This window comes from Phyllobacterium myrsinacearum (assembly GCF_002980555.1).
GTDB lineage: Bacteria > Pseudomonadota > Alphaproteobacteria > Rhizobiales > Rhizobiaceae > Phyllobacterium > Phyllobacterium myrsinacearum.
The window spans coordinates 1-17,346 of record NZ_PVBT01000010.1; the positions used below are offsets into that span (position 1 = coordinate 1).

Consider the following 17,346-nt stretch of genomic DNA (forward strand, 5'->3'; position numbering starts at 1 on the left):
ACCGACCCGGTTGACACCCTTCTCGTATTTTTGAATTTGCTGAAATGTAATTCCCAGGCTATCGCCTAGTCGTTCCTGACTGAGGCCAACCATATTCCGGCGCAGACGGATTCGGGCGCCCACGTGGACGTCAACTGGGTTCGGTCGCTTTTTATTATCGGGCATGAAAATCTCATTCGTATGAAATGGGGCTGAAAACTAATTTTATCATCAATGTATCAACAGACCAAATATAACGGTATTCGACAGGGCAAAGGTGAAAAAGTCAACCGAGACGCCTTCTGTCCCGATAAAAATACGCCAGTACGGCGGCAAAAAGCAGACCGATTACAATCAGAAATTGAAATCTGCGTAAGCCTTCACTTAATGGTAGCTGAACCTTACCGGGAAGCGCCGCATCGACCACACCCACTGCATTCAGCGCCAGGGCATCAATGATTCGACCATAGGGATCGACAACCGCTGATAGTCCATTGTTGGCGGCCCGGACAAGCGGCATGCCCTGTTCGACCGCACGCAATTGCGCCTGGCGGAAGTGCTGGTACGGGCCGGGCGTATCGCCGTACCACGCATCATTGGTAACGTTGATGATCGCATCGGCCGCCGCGCCCTGATACCCCATTTCAGCCGGGAAAATCGCTTCATAGCAGATGAGCGGCAAAGCGGTGAGATTGTCTTTCACCTTGAGCGACTGCTTGGAGGAGCCTGCGGTAAAGCCGCCGGGCATTTCTACAACCTCGCTCATCCCCAGGCTGCGCAGGATGCCTTCGAGCGGCAGATATTCCCCGAACGGAACCAGATGTACCTTGTCGGCGGCGCCGGTGATCTCACCGGTGTCATTGATGCTGTAGATCGTGTTGTAGTACAGCGGCGGCTGATTGCCTCCAGGCTCTTCCATCCGCACGGCCCCGGCCAGCAGCACCTGTCCCTCTTTCAGCATCCCGGCAATCGCCTGCAGCGCGTCGGGGGTTTTTGTCAGGATATAGGGCACGGCAGTTTCCGGCCAGACAATCACTTCAGGTTCGGGAGCGCCGGATCGGGCAGGCCTGCCGCTCATGGCCAGATACTTATCCAGAATATCGCGGCGCGCTTCGACATCGAACTTCAGGTCCTGCGCAATTGACGGCTGCACGATGCGCACATTGGGGCCCTTCGTGACGAGGCTTGCTGTCTGCAACCTGTAAACCCCGTACCCCGCATGGGCGCTTACCAGGATCAACGCGACAACCAGGCCTGTTCTGATATCCCGGCGGCCCGCAAGCAATGCGGGTATGGAAAACACCAGAACAGCCAGCGCATTCATGCCCAGGAGACCGACAAAGACCGATGACTGCATGAGTACGGGCACCGGCATTGCCGCGTAACCGATCGCATTCCAGGGAAAGCCGGTCAGCACAAAGGATCGCAGCCACTCCGTGATGCCGAAGGCAAAGGCCAGCGACAGAATGCGGCCCAGCCCCTCGCTCCAGAACAGCCGCGCCAGCGCTGCGGCAAAGGCATAGAAAATGGCGAGAAAGGCCGGTAGCCCGAGCACGGCAAGCGGGATGGCCCAGGCAAAATCGGCAGCATCCACCAGCAGCGCATTCCCCAGCCACCAGAGGCCGAAGACGAAATAGCCGAAACCAAACCACCAGCCAATCATGGCAGCCGGCCAAAGCCTGCGCAAAGGCCCGGCGCCCGCATTGTCGACGGCACCGTCGATCAGCCAGACAAGAACCGGAAACGAGATGAAGCAAACGGCAAAAAAATCATAGGGCGGCAGCGCGAAACTGGCCAGCGCGCCCATGAGAAATGCCAGCGCAACACGCTTCCATCCCCACAGCAGGATGATTTTTCCGGCCAGACGCTGGATCATGCCATGCCCCACCCTTGGTGATTTTTCGTCAATATTAGCGGGTGAGACTTGCGCCAATCATTCGTCCATTTCAGCGGGTTCATCCGCCGCACCCGGACGCGGAGAACGCGGGCGGCGCTCGGCATGGCGCAGCGGCACGATGCGGACCTTGCGGATACGGCGGGGATCGGCTTCCAGCACATGGAACTCGTAGCCCGGAACCGCCTGGACCATCTCTCCGCGCACGGGGATACGCCCGAGAATCGAGAAGATGAGGCCGCCGACCGTGTCGACATCTTCGCCATGTTCGCCAACGACAAAGCCGGGCCCGATCTTTCCGGCAACCTCTTCAAGATCGGCGCGCGCATCGGCAATGAAGACGCCTTCCGGCTCTTCCATGATCATCACTTCGTCGTCGTCGTGCTCATCTTCAATATTGCCGACGACCATTTCGACGATATCTTCCAGCGATACCAGACCGTCGGTCCCGCCATACTCGTCGATAACCAGCGCGATCTGAATGCGTTGTGCCTGCATGCGGCCCATCAGATCATTGGCAAGCATCGACGGCGGCACGAAAAGGATCGGCCGCATGAGGCTGAGTTCCGCAATGGTCTTGGTCAACTCGACATTGCCCAGATCAAATTTGGCAACCGCCGGTGCCTTGGGGGTCTTGGCCGATGTCCGGCGCTGGGTCTTCACCCTGGAAATCTTGGTGATGTAATTGACCACGTCGCGGATATGCACCATGCCGCGCGGATCATCCAGGGTCTCGGCGAAAACCGGCATGCGCGAATGCCCGGATTTTTCGAAAACCTCGAGCAGATCGCCAAGTGTGGTGGTGATATCAACCGCCTCGATATCGGCGCGGGGGATCATCACGTCCTCCACGCGCAATTCGCGCAGGCGCAGGATGTTGTGAAGCATGGCGCGTTCTTCCGGCGAAAACGCCGTATCGCCATTATCCGTACCTGCCAGCGCCGCATCGATATCCTCTCGCAAGGATGTGCCCGGGCGAGCGCGCAGAAATGGAAAAATTGCAGTGAGAAGCGAGCGCTTTTCGGTTGCGGGCGCTCTGGTGCTACTTTGCCCCTCGGCGTCACTCTCCTGCCCGGTTATGCCCTTGGCGGGCGCGGCAGGATCGTTCTGGTGCGACGTGTCAGACATGGTCCTCAATCGGATTGATCGTCAGTGACCGATAGCGCATATGGGTCGGGAATGGCAAGACGCGCGAGAATTTTACGCTCCAGATCTTCCATCTCTTCCGCCTCGCTCTCGATAATATGATCATGGCCCAGCAGATGCAGAAAGCCGTGCACGATCAGATGCGTCAAATGATGGTCGAAAGATTTCTGTTCGTCCGCCGCCTCGCGCTCGACCGTTTCCCGCGCGATGACGATGTCGCCGAGCATGGGGCCGGGTTTCTGGCCGGGCTTGACCGGAAAAGCCGGAAAGGACAGGACATTGGTTGGCTTGTCCTTGTCGCGCCAGTCATTGTTCAGTTCCCGGATCGCCGCGTCGCCGGTGAAGACGAGGCTTAGTTCACTCTCCGGTTGTTCCCCGCCATCCAATGTCTGCCATGCTGCAGCAATAGCCTTTTCGGCAAGCGTCCGCAAAATGGCCTCCTCGGGCCAGCCGCCGGTTTCAACGAGAATATCGATATCGATCAAAATGTACCATCACGTGTTAGATATCTTTGATGATCAAAGATACGTCAGGGCTTGGCGCCTTCCTTGTCGTAGGCACGGACAATGGCCGCAACCAGCGGGTGCCTGACAACATCGACATCGGTAAAGCGAACCGTGACGATACCGCTGACGCCGTCGAGAATCTTCAAGGCTTCGACCAATCCGGACTTCTGCCCGCTGGGCAGGTCGATCTGGCTTGGATCGCCGGTGATGATCATGCGGGCATTTTCACCCAGACGCGTCAGGAACATTTTCATCTGCATCGATGTCGTGTTCTGCGCTTCATCGAGAATGATCGCCGAATGGGCGAGCGTGCGCCCGCGCATGAAAGCCAGCGGCGCGATTTCGATCACACCGGCCGCGATGGCCCGCTCCACCTTGTCGGCAGGCATCATGTCATACAGCGCGTCATATAGCGGCCGCAGGTAAGGATCGACCTTTTCCTTCATGTCGCCGGGCAGGAATCCCAGGCGCTCGCCGGCCTCCACGGCCGGGCGCGACAGAATGATCCGGTCCACCAGGCCGCGCTCCAGAAGCATGGCGGCATGGGCAACGGCCAGATAGGTCTTGCCGGTACCGGCGGGGCCGACGCCGAACACCATTTCCGAGCGGTCGAGCGCCCGCATATAGGCGTCCTGCGTGGGTGTGCGGGCAAAAATCGTCTTCTTGCGGGTCGATATCTGGGCAGCAGCCATCTTGCTCTTGTTTTCCATGGTGGGAAGCGTCAATTGGTCGTCGGCGGCAATAGCCATGCGCAACGCACCATCCACATCGGACGCCGAGATGTCATGGCCCTTCTGCAACTGCTCATAGAGCTGATCGAGAGCCCTGCGGGCCTGTTCGGTCGCGCCCGGTTCGCCGCGGATCGCAAGCTGGTTTCCCTTGGAGCGGACATCGACACCCAATTTCTGCTCGATGCGGGCGAGGTTCTCGTCGAACTGGCCGAACAATGCACTTGCCAGCCGGTTGTTGTCGAATGTCAGTACGATATGCGCCAGATCCGAGGCCCCTGACGGAGCGGGTTTCAGCTTTTCGGTGGCGGTCAATCGGCTCTCCTTACCAAAAGGTGTTCAGTGCTTATATAGTCCCGTCGCTCGTCGTTTCCATCTCACGAACCCCAATCAGGCTGTTGGTTCCCGTGCCGATGATTCGTACCCTGATTATGTCGCCGATTTCCCCGCCATGTACATCGATAATTACAGGTTGTAACCAGGGAGATCGGCCGACCATCTGTCCGGGTTCCCGCCCGGCCTTTTCGATCAGCACGTCCATGGTCTTGCCGGTCAGGCTGCGCTGGAACGCATATTGCTGTTCCGACAGCAATGCCTGCAGGCGCTGCAACCTTTCGTCCTTCACGGCTTCGGGGACATGGTCCTCCATATCAGCGCCTGGCGTACCGGGACGCGGCGAGTATTTGAACGAATAGGCCGCGGCATAGGTGACATCGCGCACGATCTGCAGCGTCGCCTCGAAATCTTCGTCTGTCTCACCGGGAAAGCCGACAATGAAATCGCCGGAAAGGGCAATGTCCGAGCGCGCCTCGCGAATCCGGTCGATGAGCCGCACATAATCCGCAGCCGTATGTTTGCGGTTCATGGCCTTGAGGATGCGGTCCGACCCCGACTGAACCGGCAGGTGCAGATAGGGCATGAGCATCGGCAGGTCGCGGTGGGCATGGATCAGCGTGTCATCCATATCGCGCGGATGGCTGGTCACGTAGCGCAGGCGCACAATGCCGGGTATCTCTGCCAGCCGGTACAGCAATTCGCCCAATCCCCACTCGCGCCCGTCGGCGCCTTCGCCATGCCAGGCATTGACGTTCTGGCCAAGCAGGGTCAGTTCGCGCACACCGGCATCCGCCAGCTTTTCGGCTTCCTTCAGGATCTGCGCGACCGGCCGCGAGACTTCCGAGCCACGGGTATAGGGCACCACGCAGAACGTGCAGAACTTGTCGCACCCTTCCTGCACGGTGAGAAAAGCGGTCACACCGCGGCTTCTCGTCTGCTCCTTTTGCGGAACGGGCAAATGCTCGAACTTGTCTTCAATGGCATATTCGGTTTCCACGACCCGCTCGCCCTGCCTGACGCGGGCAAGCGCCTGCGGCAGGCGATGATAGGTCTGCGGACCGACCACCAGATCAACCACCGGGGCGCGGCGGGTGATCTCGTCACCTTCCGCCTGCGCCACGCAACCGGCGACGCCGACCGTGAGTTCACGGCCCTCCCTGGTGCGGGCATCCTTCATCTTGCGCAGGCGGCCAAGCGCGGAATAGAGTTTTTCCGAGGCCTTCTCGCGGATATGGCAGGTGTTGATCAGCACCAGATCGGCGTCATCGGCCGTATCGGTCGGGCTATAGCCTTCCGCCGCCAGACTGTCGGTCATACGCTGGCTGTCATAGACATTCATCTGACAGCCATAGGTCTTCACATAGACCTTGCGCGTGTTCGCAGGTGCTGGCGAAATGGGTCGGGTTCCGGATGTCTCGTCCGGTTTATGCGGGGTGCTGATATCGTCCATGCGAGGCTTCTAAAGCTTTTTGCGCTCTTTGAGAATAGCTGAGTCGACGGGAGCGACTGACTCCGGCGTTTCATCTGCCGGCGCGATAAGATCCCGCCCGAGAAGCGACGACAGCATCATCTCCCTTACCCGCTTCTCCATCAGCCGGGCCAGGGTCTTGCGGTTTGTCTTGCTGTCGATCGTCATCGGCTCGCCAAACCAGACATCGACATCGATGGCGCCATCCTTCAAAAGCCCGATCAGACTGGGCCCCAGCGGCACGTCGCCCGGCCACGAAATGATCGGGCGATGGAAACGGCCCATCGGCATGCCGTGTACGCGCGTATAGGCGATGGCAACGGGTTGCACCGTCACTGTTTCCACGCTGGTTTCGCGAATGGCCACCTGGGCGGCACCAAAGAGTGACGTCTTGAAGGGCAGGACACGATTGCCATCGGAGGTTGTCCCCTCGGCAAACAGCACCATGACGTCGCCAGCGGCCAGACGGGTTGCAATCTCGCTCGCCTGATCATGGGTCTTGCCGCGCTTTTCCCGCTCCACGAAGACAGAGCGCTGCAATTTGGAGAGCATGCCGAACAGCGGCCAGCTCGCAACTTCGATCTTGGCGATGAATGACAATTCCTTGAGGGCGCCCAGCACCACAATATCGGTCCACGATGCGTGATTGGCCGCCAGCAGCAACGGGCGCTGCGTTGCCATGTCCCCATGCATGTGGATGCGCAGGCCAAGCAACCTGGCAACGATGCGGTGATAGAAAATCGGAAATCTCTTGCGCAAACCCCAGCCGGCCTTGAGGAAAAAATATTGCAATGGCACCGAGATCAGGGTGACCAGCGCAAAAGCCGTTGCCGTGACGGTGAACCGAACCCAGGACATCATGTCAGCGCGCCCGCTTCAGATCACGGCGCATGGTCAGGGCCGCAGAGCGTCCGCCCGCAGTTTCATAGTAACCGGGACGTTTGCCCACCTGTTTGAAGCCAAGACGGCGGTAGAGTGTCAGGGCCGGCATATTTGTCTCATCCACCTCGAGGAACAGCATTTCCGCCCGGGCATTGTGCAGATGACGTAAAGTCGCGTCCATCAGGGCGTGGCCAAGACCACGGCGTTGTTCAGATGGCGCGACCGCAATGGTCAGGATTTCTGCTTCATCGACAACCAGCCTCGCCAGCACGAAGCCGCCGGGGGGAGCGGACCGCTTGCCCTCTTCCCGCGCGATGAAGCCGAAAACATTGCCTTGCATCATCAGCGCCAGGAATTCTTCATCGCTCCACGGCTGGCTGAATGTCAGGGCATGCAGCTTTGCCAGGTGGATCGAATCCGCGTTCACCAACGGTTCGACGACAAAGGGACGGTTGCGCAGATTACCGAGGGGAAAGCCCATCATTCCGAGACCTTCCTTCGCAGGACAAAACCTTGCTGCGGCTTGACATCGAGCCCGCGCAGATAGAGAGGTTTTGGCGCTTCGCCATCAACCGCGCGCAGAGCGCCGAGGCGGGCAAAGGCTTCGATCGTTCCCGTCGACGTGGTCACGGCCACATCAAGCTTGTGTTCCATGCCGTCATTGACGAGCGCCGCACCCGAACCGGACAGGACCAGATCGCCCGGCCGTTCCGACAAGGCAGAGAACACCTCCGGCAGGGTTGTCACACCGGGCGCCGAATCCGCGGACCCATCCGGCGCAAAGAACTGCGCATAGATCTCATCGCGCCGCGCATCGATAATCGCCAGGACGGGACGCCCCGGAAATGCACGCCGTGCATCAAAAGCCAATGCTTCAAGTGTGCTGACACCCGCGACCGGGCATTGCAAGGCAAGTCCAAAGCCGCGCGCCGTGGAAACGCCGACGCGCACGCCCGTAAACGATCCGGGGCCGATGCTGACCGCGATCTTGCCGATGGCACTGATCGATACCGCTGCGTGTTTCAATGTCTGCTCAATGAAGGCCATTAAACGTTCAGCATGTCCCTTGCCAATATCTTCGCTCGTTGCCGCCAGCACAGTCCCGGTTTCGACATCGAGAACAGCAACGGAGCAACGAGTGGAGGCCGTATCAAGCGCAAGCAGTTTCATGGCCAATCGCGTAAACAAGAATCAGCCAGCAAACAAGTAGTGTTCGGGGTGGCATTCATTAATCTGGTCAAAATTGCAGAAGGCTTTTCGACCCGAATGCCGATTATCGCCTTGATCGGGAAGGCTATATCCGATGCGGCAAACAATGCATACCAAAGTTCACCTGCGCGCCGCCGGCCGTCCGGCAAGGCACGGCCAAAGATCCTGATCAATTATCCATGATCAGCGCCAGCGGCGCCCTGAACCGTGCGACAAGCCCTTCTTTCTCATATTGGATATCGGCATCCCCGGTGCCCGACAGACCGAAACGGATCAGGCGTGAGCCAAACCCTTTCTTGTCAGGGGCGGTTGTCGCCGGACCGCCGCTCTCGCGCCATGTCAGCGCAAACTCCATCTGTGATTGGGCACGTTGAATTTCCCAACTGATCTCCACAGTGCCCTGCCTGTTGGACAGCGAGCCATATTTCAAAGCGTTCGTGGCAAGCTCATGCAGCAACAATGACAGGGACAGAACGGCCTTTGGTCCCAGATTGAGATTGGGACCGCGCAGGATGAATTGCGATGTTTCACCGTGCAATGCCAGAACGCTCTCCAGCACCGAGCGGATACGCGCCGCCGACCAGTTCTGATGCAACAGCACATTGTGCGCTGAGCTGAGTGCCATCAGGCGCTGCTTGAATGCCTCGACCGCATCCTGCGGCGCATCGCGCAATGTCTGCGTGGCAATGGCCTGGACCATGGTCAGCGTGTTTTTCAGGCGATGACTCAATTCCTGATTGAGAATGCCCTGCTCATGTTCAGCCTGCAGCTTGGCAATCGCCGCATAGGTCCGGTCGGCAATGCTGACGACAAACTGAATCTCGTCGGTCTGCCAATCCCTTGGATTTTCATCGTGAACGAACATCAGCCCCACGAGTTCACCGGCATGCATCAGCGGAACATTGATGAACGACCGGGCCTGGAGGGCGGCATAGCCGTCATAATCCTGTGTCAGCCAGTCCGTACCCGGTATGTCGGAGACGGCAATTGGAATGCCGATCTGCGAGTTCTTGATCGTTGCCTTGAAATTGACCAGGGAGTGGCGGCCGGCCATGGACTTCAGCGCTTCCCCGGTCCAATCGCGCTCGACATTGAAAAGATCCGCCGTCAGATCGATGATGGCAAAACCCGCACGGCCAGCGCCCAGATTCTCACCTAAAATCCTCGAGGCAATTTCCGCAGCTTCACCGGTTGTACGGGCGTCGCGAATGCTGTCGCCGAGTTCGAGAAGGGCAGCCTGGCGGATTTCTGCCTGTTTGCGCTTGGTGACATCCTGGACCGTGCCGCGGAAAAACGCGGGCTGGCCGGCGTCGTCATGGACGAGCTCGCCACGGCGGCTCAGCCAGCGCAACGACCCGTCATCGGCACGGCGGATCCGGTATTCGATATCAAGCATGACGTTCCCATCAAGGCGCGACGATTGATCGGAGACCAGATGCCTGTCGTCCTCATAGGTCAGCGCCTCGAACGTGGGAGCGGAATACTGCTCGCTTTCCGCCAGCCCGTACAGCCGGCACATTTCGGGTGTGACACGGGCGATGTTGGTTTTGAGATCAAGTTCGAATGCCCCGATGCCGCCCGCCTGCTGCGCGGGACCGAGCCATCCATCGACCCTGTACTGCTTGTTGCGCGCCGCCTCGCTCGACAGAGCGCGTTTCAGGCTGGAGCGAATCGACCGCCGCTGCTGCAGAACAACATCGTTGCGGTCTTCCAGCACGCGGCGCAACTCGAGAATGGTGATGACCTGCTCGGCAAGGTCCTGAAGGGCCTCGGTCTGTGCGTCGGTCAGTCCGCCGGGGCGCGGCACGCTGTCGATCACGCACAGGGTTCCGATCGCCTCACCGCTCGGTGTATTGAGAACTGCTCCGGCGTAGAACCGGATATGGGGTTCTCCCGTCACCAGCGTGTTGTTTCGGGTTCGCTCGTCCAGCGTGAGATCCGGAATGATCAGCACGGAACCCGTTGGCAGCGCATGTGCGCAAACCGATTGCTCGAGGGGTGTTTCGCAGGTCTCAAACCCGGACCGCGCCTTGAACCATTGCCGGTCGCCGGCAACCAGGCTGATCAAAGCAACCGGCGTCTCGCAAATCTGTTTGGCAAGAGAAACAATGTTATCGAACGCCGGCTCCGACGGTGTATCGAGGACATCATATTCAGCAAGGGCAGCCAGCCGGTGGGCGTCCTGCAGAACTGAATGGGGCAAATCGCTCATGGATAAACCCAATCGCCAAATTATGTGAGAGACACAGGAGTTTTCGTGATTATCAAATAGTCTAATTCTGCACCGTGACAATTGCTATTTGCGAATTCCCACGATCCGCGTGTCCGCAGGGAGACATGCGCTTACGGCCGCGCTAGTCCAACGCCTTCTTCAACCAGATGCAGTCATGGCCCGGCGGCATGCCTTCCAGTCTGCCGAATTCCACATAACCGTGTTTCCGGTAAAACTCCGGCGCCTGAAAGGTAAATGTTTCGAGATAGACACCAACACATCCGCGCGCCCGGCCCACCTCTTCCGCTTCGCCGAGCAAGCGCGAGCCCGTCCCGCCCTTTCGCCCATCGGCGGACACCCACAGCCAGTCGATGAACAGCCAGGAGAAGGATGACCATCCCTTGACGCCGCCCTGTACCTTGCCGTCCGCATCGCGCGCAATAATCCAGAAGTCCTCGGCATTTTCCGGTCCGGCTTTCGATGTATTGAAACCCTCAAGCCCCGCCTCGATGGCCAGCTGCGTTGCCTCGTCGGGTTCCGCTTCGCGGGTTATCGTCAACATGGTCAGACCTCCGATTGTATCCGGGCAAGGATGGTTAGGACTATCCGGCTGGGATAACAAGATGATGGCAACGCCGCTGATCGAAAAGCATCGGGCATCCGTCAGGATATGGGGCAGCTTCCGGCGGTCACATCGAAACTCTTGGCGGCAAATTCGCGCCCATGCGTGTCCTGCAATGAGAAGGTCCAGACACCGGAAACCAGCTCGTAGCTTTTCTCGAACACCCATCCCGCATAGCGCTGCTGCCGGATGGCGCCGTCGGGCCAGCTGCTGCGCTGCATGCTGCGGCCATCGGGCGTGTGAATCACCGGATGCCGGACAATGATCATGACCGGCACGACCTGGAAATCAGGGATGTTGAAAGCGGCATACATCACGCCGAAACTGGTCCCGAGGCAGGCGATGATTTTGTCGGCCCTGACAACGTCCACCGGCCCGTCAACAAGCCGGTTATAGCCGGTCGGCGTATCCGGTGCCGCTTCAGTGCCGACATCCTTCGCCCGCGTCAGCCCCCAGTTGAGGATTTCAATGGCGGGTTCTGCGCCCTGCGTCCTCGCAGGCCCCGGCCCCGCCAGCAATGCCGGCAGCACCAGAGCCAGGAGGCGAAGAGCGCGCATTGGCTGCTAGGCAGCCGCGCGCTTGGCTTTCAGTTCCAGCCTGCGGCGGTGCAGGACCGGCTCGGTATAGCCGTTCGGCTGCGCCCGCCCCTTGAACACCAGATCGCAAGCCGCCTGAAACGCCACCGAGGCATCCAAATCCGCAGCCATCGACTGGTAGTGCGGATCGCCTTCATTCTGCTTGTCGACGACACCGGCCATGCGCTTCAGCGTTTCCAGAACCTGCGCCTCGCCGGCCACGCCATGATGCAGCCAGTTGGCGATGTGCTGGGCGGAAATGCGTAAGGTGGCGCGGTCTTCCATCAGGCCGACATTGTTGATGTCAGGCACCTTGGAGCAGCCGACGCCCTGATCCACCCAGCGCACGACATAACCCAGAATGCCCTGGGCATTGTTATCGAGTTCGCGCTGGATATCGTCCGGTGTCCAGTTCGGCCGCGAAGCGACCGGCACCGACAGGATATCGCCGAGTTTGGCGCGGCCGCGCGTCTTCAGCTTTGCCTGTACCTCGGCCACATCAACCTTGTGATAGTGGGTGGCATGCAGCGTGGCGGCCGTCGGCGACGGCACCCATGCGGTGTTGGCACCGGCCTTCGGATGGGCAATCTTCTGTTCAAGCATGGCTGCCATCAGATCCGGCATGGCCCACATGCCCTTGCCGATCTGCGCATGGCCGGAAAGGCCGCATTCAAGCCCGACATCGACATTCCAGTTTTCATAGGCGCCGATCCACGATGCCTGCTTCATGTCCCCCTTGCGGATCATCGGACCCGCCTCCATGGAGGTGTGGATCTCGTCGCCGGTGCGGTCGAGGAAGCCGGTATTGATGAAAACAACCCGTTCCTTCGCCGCGCGGATGGCTTCCTTGAGGTTGACCGTCGTGCGGCGCTCCTCGTCCATGATGCCCATCTTCATCGTGTTGGGCTGCATGCCGAGCAGCGCTTCAACGCGTCCGAACAGCTCCGAGGCAAAGGCGACTTCTTCCGGGCCGTGCATTTTCGGCTTGACAACATACATCGAACCGGCACGCGAATTCATGCGGCGGCCCTTGGGGCCGACATCGTGCAGGGCAATCAGACCGGTGATTGCCGCATCCATGATGCCTTCCGGCACCTCATTGCCATCCTTGTCGAGAATAGCCGGATTGGTCATGAGGTGACCGACATTGCGCACCAGCATGAGCGAACGGCCGGGCAGCGTCAGCGGCTTGCCGTCTTTCCCGGTATAGTCGCGGTCGGGATTGAGCTTGCGCGTGACTGATTTGCCGCCCTTCTCAAATGTATCCTGCAAGTCGCCGTTCATCAGGCCGAGCCAGTTGCGATAGACGACAACCTTGTCTTGCGCATCGACGGCAGCAACGGAATCCTCGCAGTCCTGAATGGTCGTGAGTGCCGATTCCAGCACCACATCGGCAATATTGGCAGGATCGGTTTTCCCGATGGGATGACCGGCATTGATGACGATCTCCACATGCATGCCGTTCTTCACCAGGAGAACGGAGGATGGACTGGACGCATCGCCCTTATAGCCGACGAACTGCGCCGGATCCTTCAGCGACGGGGCAATCCCATTGGCAGTCCTGAGCACAAGGGCGCCGTGATCGATGGAAAGACCGGTCACATCGGCCCAGTGTGCGCCATCGAGCGGCGCGCTGTCATCGAGAAAGGCCTTGGCCCAGGCGATAACCTTGGCGCCGCGCAGCGGATTGAATGCCTTGCCTTTTTCCGCGCCGCCGGTTTCCGGAATGGCATCGGTGCCATAAAGCGCATCGTAAAGCGAACCCCAGCGCGCATTGGCAGCGTTCAGCGCGTAACGGGCGTTCATGACTGGCACCACCAGCTGCGGTCCCGCCGTTACCGCGATTTCCGGATCGACATTGTCGGTAGAAACCGAGAACGTTCCGCCCTCGGGCAGCAGATAGCCGATTTCCCGCAGGAACGCTTCATATTGCTCCGGCGTGTATCCCGTCTCGCGCTTTTCGCGATAGAACGCGTCAAGCTTTTCCTGAAATGCATCGCGCTTGGCGAGCAGGGCCCGGTTCTTCGGCGACAGGTCATCGACGATGGCCGCCAGTCCCTGGAAGAAGGCATCGGCATTGACCGGCGTTCCGGCGACCGCTTCTTGTGCCACGAAGTCGTAGAGCTCTTTCGCCACCTTCAGACCATTGATCTCGACCCGCTCGCTCATACCATACTCCTTCAGATTTTCTGTTAGCGTACCCTTGAACACACCAAAGCATTCCCCGTCAATTCATCCTAAATGAACATGATTTATGCCATAATGGAAATAATCAATCAGTGGGCGATGCGGGGCCTGCCCGTGGCGGTTGCAACCAGCACCGCTTCGATAAATTTTCGCTGATCCTCAACCGTCGCCGCGCTGATGTTCCGGGCAATCGTTACCTGTGCTTCATCGGTACCGGCTTCCAGCGCAAAACTGCGAACCTGCCCCTGCAGTGTTTCCTCGGCAAAGGCAATCGCCAGTTCTTCCTCCTGAAAATCCTTCACAGCCTCTCCCGCCGCCACGCGGAAAATCCCTTCAACGGGCTGGCTGATATAGGCCTCGACCGACACGCGCACCTGTCCGACGACAGCTCCCAGCGCATTGGCGACATCGGTGTCGACGGGAACAATGCTCGGGGCGCCCAGCATGGTTCCGACAGCGGGATAATAGACGGGAGCGGAAGCACCCAGGCCGATCAGCGGCCGGTCGATGTCAAGTTTGATGCCGGCAATGCCGCCTTCGCCGGAAAGCGCCCTTTGGGTCAGTGGGCTGGCCACCATGTCGGGACCATCCAATCCATCCTCGGCAAAGACGGTTTCCAGCACCACTTCCGACGAGCGGCGGATGAGTGCGTCATAGGTGCGGCGCGAAATCTCTTCCGGCGTATCACACAAAGGGCGGCCCGCCCCATCCTTGCGCCGGGCATAGAGAATGGCGCCGTAGCGCGCCGCCTCGCCGTTCCAATTGTTCTGCAGGTGGAGGACATGGCAGGCATCGGACGGCGTGAAACCCGAGAGATGAACGAGCCCGCGCGCCACCAGCCGGTTGATCGTCGCGGTCTGGGAAACGGAATTCAAAAGCCGGTCGAGCGGCTGCGGTTCACCGGTGATCCGCACGTAAAGCTCGGCTTCGCCCTTGCTCAATCCCGAAGCCATTTGTTCGGGCACGCCGGTCCGCAGCACGAAACGCCCGTCCAGACGTCCAGGATTGGCCGTCTTCACCTGCCGCGCCAGATGATCGATGACCGTTGCGCCGTGATTGGCTGCAAGCAGGGAGAGCGGCACCAGGCGCCTTGGTCCAAGCATGATGCGCGGTGCCATGGCATTGTCGTCCAGCGACACTTCGGAATCGCCCCCCAGTCCGAACGTGCGCATGGCCACCGCCTCGACCATGGTGCGGAAACCGCCGACGGTGGCGCCGTTGGGATCGAGCCGGGGACGGCCATTGTCGAGAACGGCAACGTCCGTGGTTGTTCCGCCAATATCGGACACAATGGCATTGTCGAGGCCCGTCATATGGCGTGCGCCGACAAGGCTGGCAGCCGGTCCCGACAGGATCGTTTCAATCGGGCGGTGCCGCGCAAATGCCGCCGAGACCAGCGCGCCATCGCCGCGCACCACCATGAGCGGCGCGTGAATGCCGCGCCGGTCGAGAAACCCTTCGGTCGCCGCCACGAGACGGTCAATCATGGCGATGAGCCGGGCATTGAGGACGGTCGTCAGGGCACGGCGCGGACCGTTCAGCTTGGCCGAAAGCTCGTGACTGCATGTGACAGGCAGACCCGTCTGCGCCCGTACAAGATCGCGAACGGCAATCTCATGCTCAGGGTTGCGCACGGCGAAATAGGCGCAGACGGCAAAGCCCGTCACCTCGTCCTTGAGGCGCAGCAAGGCCTCCTGAAGCGCCGAGACATCGAAGGGCTGCGGACGGCCGTAGACATCGTGGCCACCCGGCAGGAAGACAACGGGATCGGAGCCAAGGGCAGACCCAAGGTCCGCCTTCTCCAGATCGGCTGGCGAGAACCCGACCATGACAAGGGCGATCCGCCCGCCCTGCCCTTCGACAAGGGCATTGGTGGCCAGTGTGGTCGACATGGAGACAAGGCGGATATGGCCCGGATCAACGCGAGCCTCTTCGACAATGCGTTCGACCGCCCCGGAGATGCCGACACTCAGATCGTGGCGCGTGGTCAGAGCCTTGGCCTTGGCGATGACGCCGCGCGCCTCCGACCAGAGAACCGCATCCGTATAGGTGCCGCCCGTATCAATACCGAGGAAAATCGCGTTCTCTATCTGTGAATCAGCCATGATGCCCTGCGCCGTTTGTGGCAGGGTTATCCCATGACGGCGCAGACGACCAGTGGTCTGATTCTGACATTTGCCGCCGCAACGGCACAACAGTGCCGGAACTATTCGAATCTTGTTACGTGACGGCCCGTTACGTCACGGCGGGGATGACCGTTAATCCTCGTCCACCACGCGCAGGCGCAGCTGGCCCGTTGCCGATGCTGCCGAACGGCCGGCATCCGGTCCCTTTGAGGGTTCGCCGGCCGCCGGATCGACAAATTCGAGCGCCTCGATCTTCTGGCCGCGCTTTGTCACCTTGCCGGACGAGACGAGAATATCGTCAATATCCTTGCTGGCCTGACCGAAATGCGTCTGCAGCCGCCGGACCCGGTCATCCAAACGCCCGACATCTTCCATCAGGCGGATCACCTCGCCCTGGATGAGATGCGCCTGCTCGCGCATGCGCACATCCTTGAGCACCGCCTGAATGACCTGAATGGACAGCATCAGCAGCGACGGCGAAACGATGACGATGCGCGAACGATGGGCCTTCTGCACAATGCCTTCGAAATTCTCATGAATTTCGGCAAAGATGGATTCCGACGGCACAAAGAGAAACGCCGTATCCTGGGTTTCGCCATTGATCAGGTATTTTTCCGACACATCGCGAATATGGATTTCGATATCCCGGCGGAACTGGGCAAGCGCCAGTTTCTTCGTGTCCGGTGTTTCGGACTCGCGGATGGCATTCCACGCTTCCAGCGGAAATTTGGCGTCGATGACCAGATTGGGAGCGCCATTCGGCATGCGAACGATACAATCCGGCCGGCTTCCATTGGAGAGCGTGGCCTGAAACTCATAGGCCCCCTGCGGCAGGCCATCGGCAATGATGGTTTCCATGCGCGCCTGGCCGAAGGCGCCGCGCGTCTGCTTATTGGCGAGGATCGCCTGCAGCTGGACAACCTGTCCGGCCAGCGACTGGATATTGTTCTGTGCGGTATCGATGACCGCCAGCCGCTCCTGCAATTTGGCCAGATTTTCATGGGTCGACTGCGTCTGTTCGGTCATAGTCTGGCCGATGCGGCTGGTCATTCCGTCAAGGCGCTCGCGGATCGACTGGTTGAGTTCAGCCTGGCGGGAGCCGAAAAGTTCGGCCATGGTCTGCATGCGGCCCTGCATCTCGGACTGGCTCTTCAGGATCTCAGCCATCCGCACTTCCGCATCGCGCGCACGGTCTTCCGCCTGGACTTCCGCGATCAGCCGTATCCGCGCCGAACGCCAGAGCGCAATCCCGCACAGGACGATGGCAAGGGCAACGATGACAGCCGCGGTCATCAGCGCGGTGCCGACCGATATTGAACTGGCACCAAGCTGAAACAATGGCTGGTCGAGTGAATGTGATGTTTCCATGGCAAGCAGACTAACCGATTCGGATGGCAAATGTGAGATCAAAACAAGAACATTTTTACAAATGATGGTCATGCCGGCACAAATGCCGTTTGTGTCGGATTGACGGTT

At 59.7% G+C, this 17,346-nt stretch carries 16 protein-coding genes; 1 reads left to right on the forward strand and 15 read right to left on the reverse strand.

The window, feature by feature from the left end; all coding sequences use genetic code 11:
* From C5750_RS24490 to tsaB, 9 genes are all read right to left on the reverse strand, one after another.
* Nucleotides 1-165, reverse strand: a 165-nt coding sequence (locus C5750_RS24490; protein WP_146118192.1) for a helix-turn-helix domain-containing protein, incomplete at its 3' end; no start/stop codon positions are given.
* A 100-nt stretch (nt 166-265) separates the two neighbouring features.
* Entirely contained in the window at nt 266-1,855 is a 1,590-nt protein-coding gene (gene lnt, locus C5750_RS24495) for an apolipoprotein N-acyltransferase (protein WP_105737760.1), read from the reverse strand.
* 57 nt (nt 1,856-1,912) lie between these two features.
* Nucleotides 1,913-3,001, reverse strand: a complete 1,089-nt coding sequence (locus tag C5750_RS24500; RefSeq protein WP_105737762.1) for a hemolysin family protein — start codon at nt 2,999-3,001, stop codon at nt 1,913-1,915.
* 5 nt (nt 3,002-3,006) lie between these two features.
* Entirely contained in the window at nt 3,007-3,504 is a 498-nt protein-coding gene (gene ybeY, locus C5750_RS24505) for an rRNA maturation RNase YbeY (protein ID WP_105737764.1), read from the reverse strand.
* A 44-nt stretch (nt 3,505-3,548) separates the two neighbouring features.
* Nucleotides 3,549-4,568, reverse strand: a complete 1,020-nt coding sequence (locus C5750_RS24510) for a PhoH family protein (protein WP_245421245.1) — start codon at nt 4,566-4,568, stop codon at nt 3,549-3,551.
* Nucleotides 4,569-4,599: 31 nt separating this feature from the next.
* On the reverse strand, nt 4,600-6,039 hold the full coding sequence (gene miaB / locus C5750_RS24515) for a tRNA (N6-isopentenyl adenosine(37)-C2)-methylthiotransferase MiaB (protein WP_105737766.1): 1,440 nt from the start codon (nt 6,037-6,039) through the stop codon (nt 4,600-4,602).
* 9 nt (nt 6,040-6,048) lie between these two features.
* Nucleotides 6,049-6,915 carry a lyso-ornithine lipid O-acyltransferase gene (olsA, locus tag C5750_RS24520; protein WP_425350520.1) on the reverse strand — a complete coding sequence of 289 codons (867 nt, stop codon included), beginning with the start codon at nt 6,913-6,915 and terminating at the stop codon, nt 6,049-6,051.
* A 4-nt stretch (nt 6,916-6,919) separates the two neighbouring features.
* Nucleotides 6,920-7,423 (reverse strand): GNAT family N-acetyltransferase, encoded by a 504-nt coding sequence (locus C5750_RS24525; RefSeq protein WP_105737770.1) that lies wholly within the window; start codon nt 7,421-7,423, stop codon nt 6,920-6,922.
* Complete coding sequence (tsaB, locus tag C5750_RS24530) at nt 7,420-8,109, reverse strand: tRNA (adenosine(37)-N6)-threonylcarbamoyltransferase complex dimerization subunit type 1 TsaB (RefSeq protein WP_105737772.1); 690 nt, start codon at nt 8,107-8,109, stop codon at nt 7,420-7,422. Before tsaB ends, C5750_RS24525 begins: the two co-directional genes overlap by 4 nt.
* On the opposite strand from tsaB, the gene C5750_RS26705 reads away from it, so the two are divergent.
* Entirely contained in the window at nt 7,999-8,331 is a 333-nt protein-coding gene (locus C5750_RS26705) for a hypothetical protein (RefSeq protein WP_162800121.1), read from the forward strand. The two genes, tsaB and C5750_RS26705, sit on opposite strands and share 111 nt — an antisense overlap.
* On the opposite strand, the gene C5750_RS24540 is transcribed toward C5750_RS26705, so the two are convergent.
* The 6 genes from C5750_RS24540 to C5750_RS24565 all read right to left on the reverse strand — a co-directional run bounded on the left by C5750_RS24540 (nt 8,318) and on the right by C5750_RS24565 (nt 17,238).
* Nucleotides 8,318-10,360: a GAF domain-containing protein gene (locus tag C5750_RS24540; protein WP_105737776.1), complete on the reverse strand. Its 2,043-nt coding sequence runs from the start codon at nt 10,358-10,360 to the stop codon at nt 8,318-8,320. The genes C5750_RS26705 and C5750_RS24540 overlap by 14 nt on opposite strands.
* Before the next feature lie 142 nt (nt 10,361-10,502).
* On the reverse strand, nt 10,503-10,922 hold the full coding sequence (locus C5750_RS24545; RefSeq protein WP_105737778.1) for a GNAT family N-acetyltransferase: 420 nt from the start codon (nt 10,920-10,922) through the stop codon (nt 10,503-10,505).
* A 101-nt stretch (nt 10,923-11,023) separates the two neighbouring features.
* Nucleotides 11,024-11,539, reverse strand: a complete 516-nt coding sequence (locus tag C5750_RS24550; protein WP_105737780.1) for a DUF3859 domain-containing protein — start codon at nt 11,537-11,539, stop codon at nt 11,024-11,026.
* A 6-nt stretch (nt 11,540-11,545) separates the two neighbouring features.
* Nucleotides 11,546-13,726, reverse strand: coding sequence for a malate synthase G (locus C5750_RS24555; protein ID WP_105737782.1), 2,181 nt, complete (start codon nt 13,724-13,726; stop codon nt 11,546-11,548).
* Nucleotides 13,727-13,833: 107 nt separating this feature from the next.
* Nucleotides 13,834-15,849 carry a hydantoinase/oxoprolinase N-terminal domain-containing protein gene (locus C5750_RS24560; protein ID WP_105737784.1) on the reverse strand — a complete coding sequence of 672 codons (2,016 nt, stop codon included), beginning with the start codon at nt 15,847-15,849 and terminating at the stop codon, nt 13,834-13,836.
* Between the two features lie 153 nt (nt 15,850-16,002).
* Complete coding sequence (locus C5750_RS24565) at nt 16,003-17,238, reverse strand: DNA recombination protein RmuC (protein ID WP_105738120.1); 1,236 nt, start codon at nt 17,236-17,238, stop codon at nt 16,003-16,005.
* Nucleotides 17,239-17,346 lie beyond the last annotated feature (108 nt).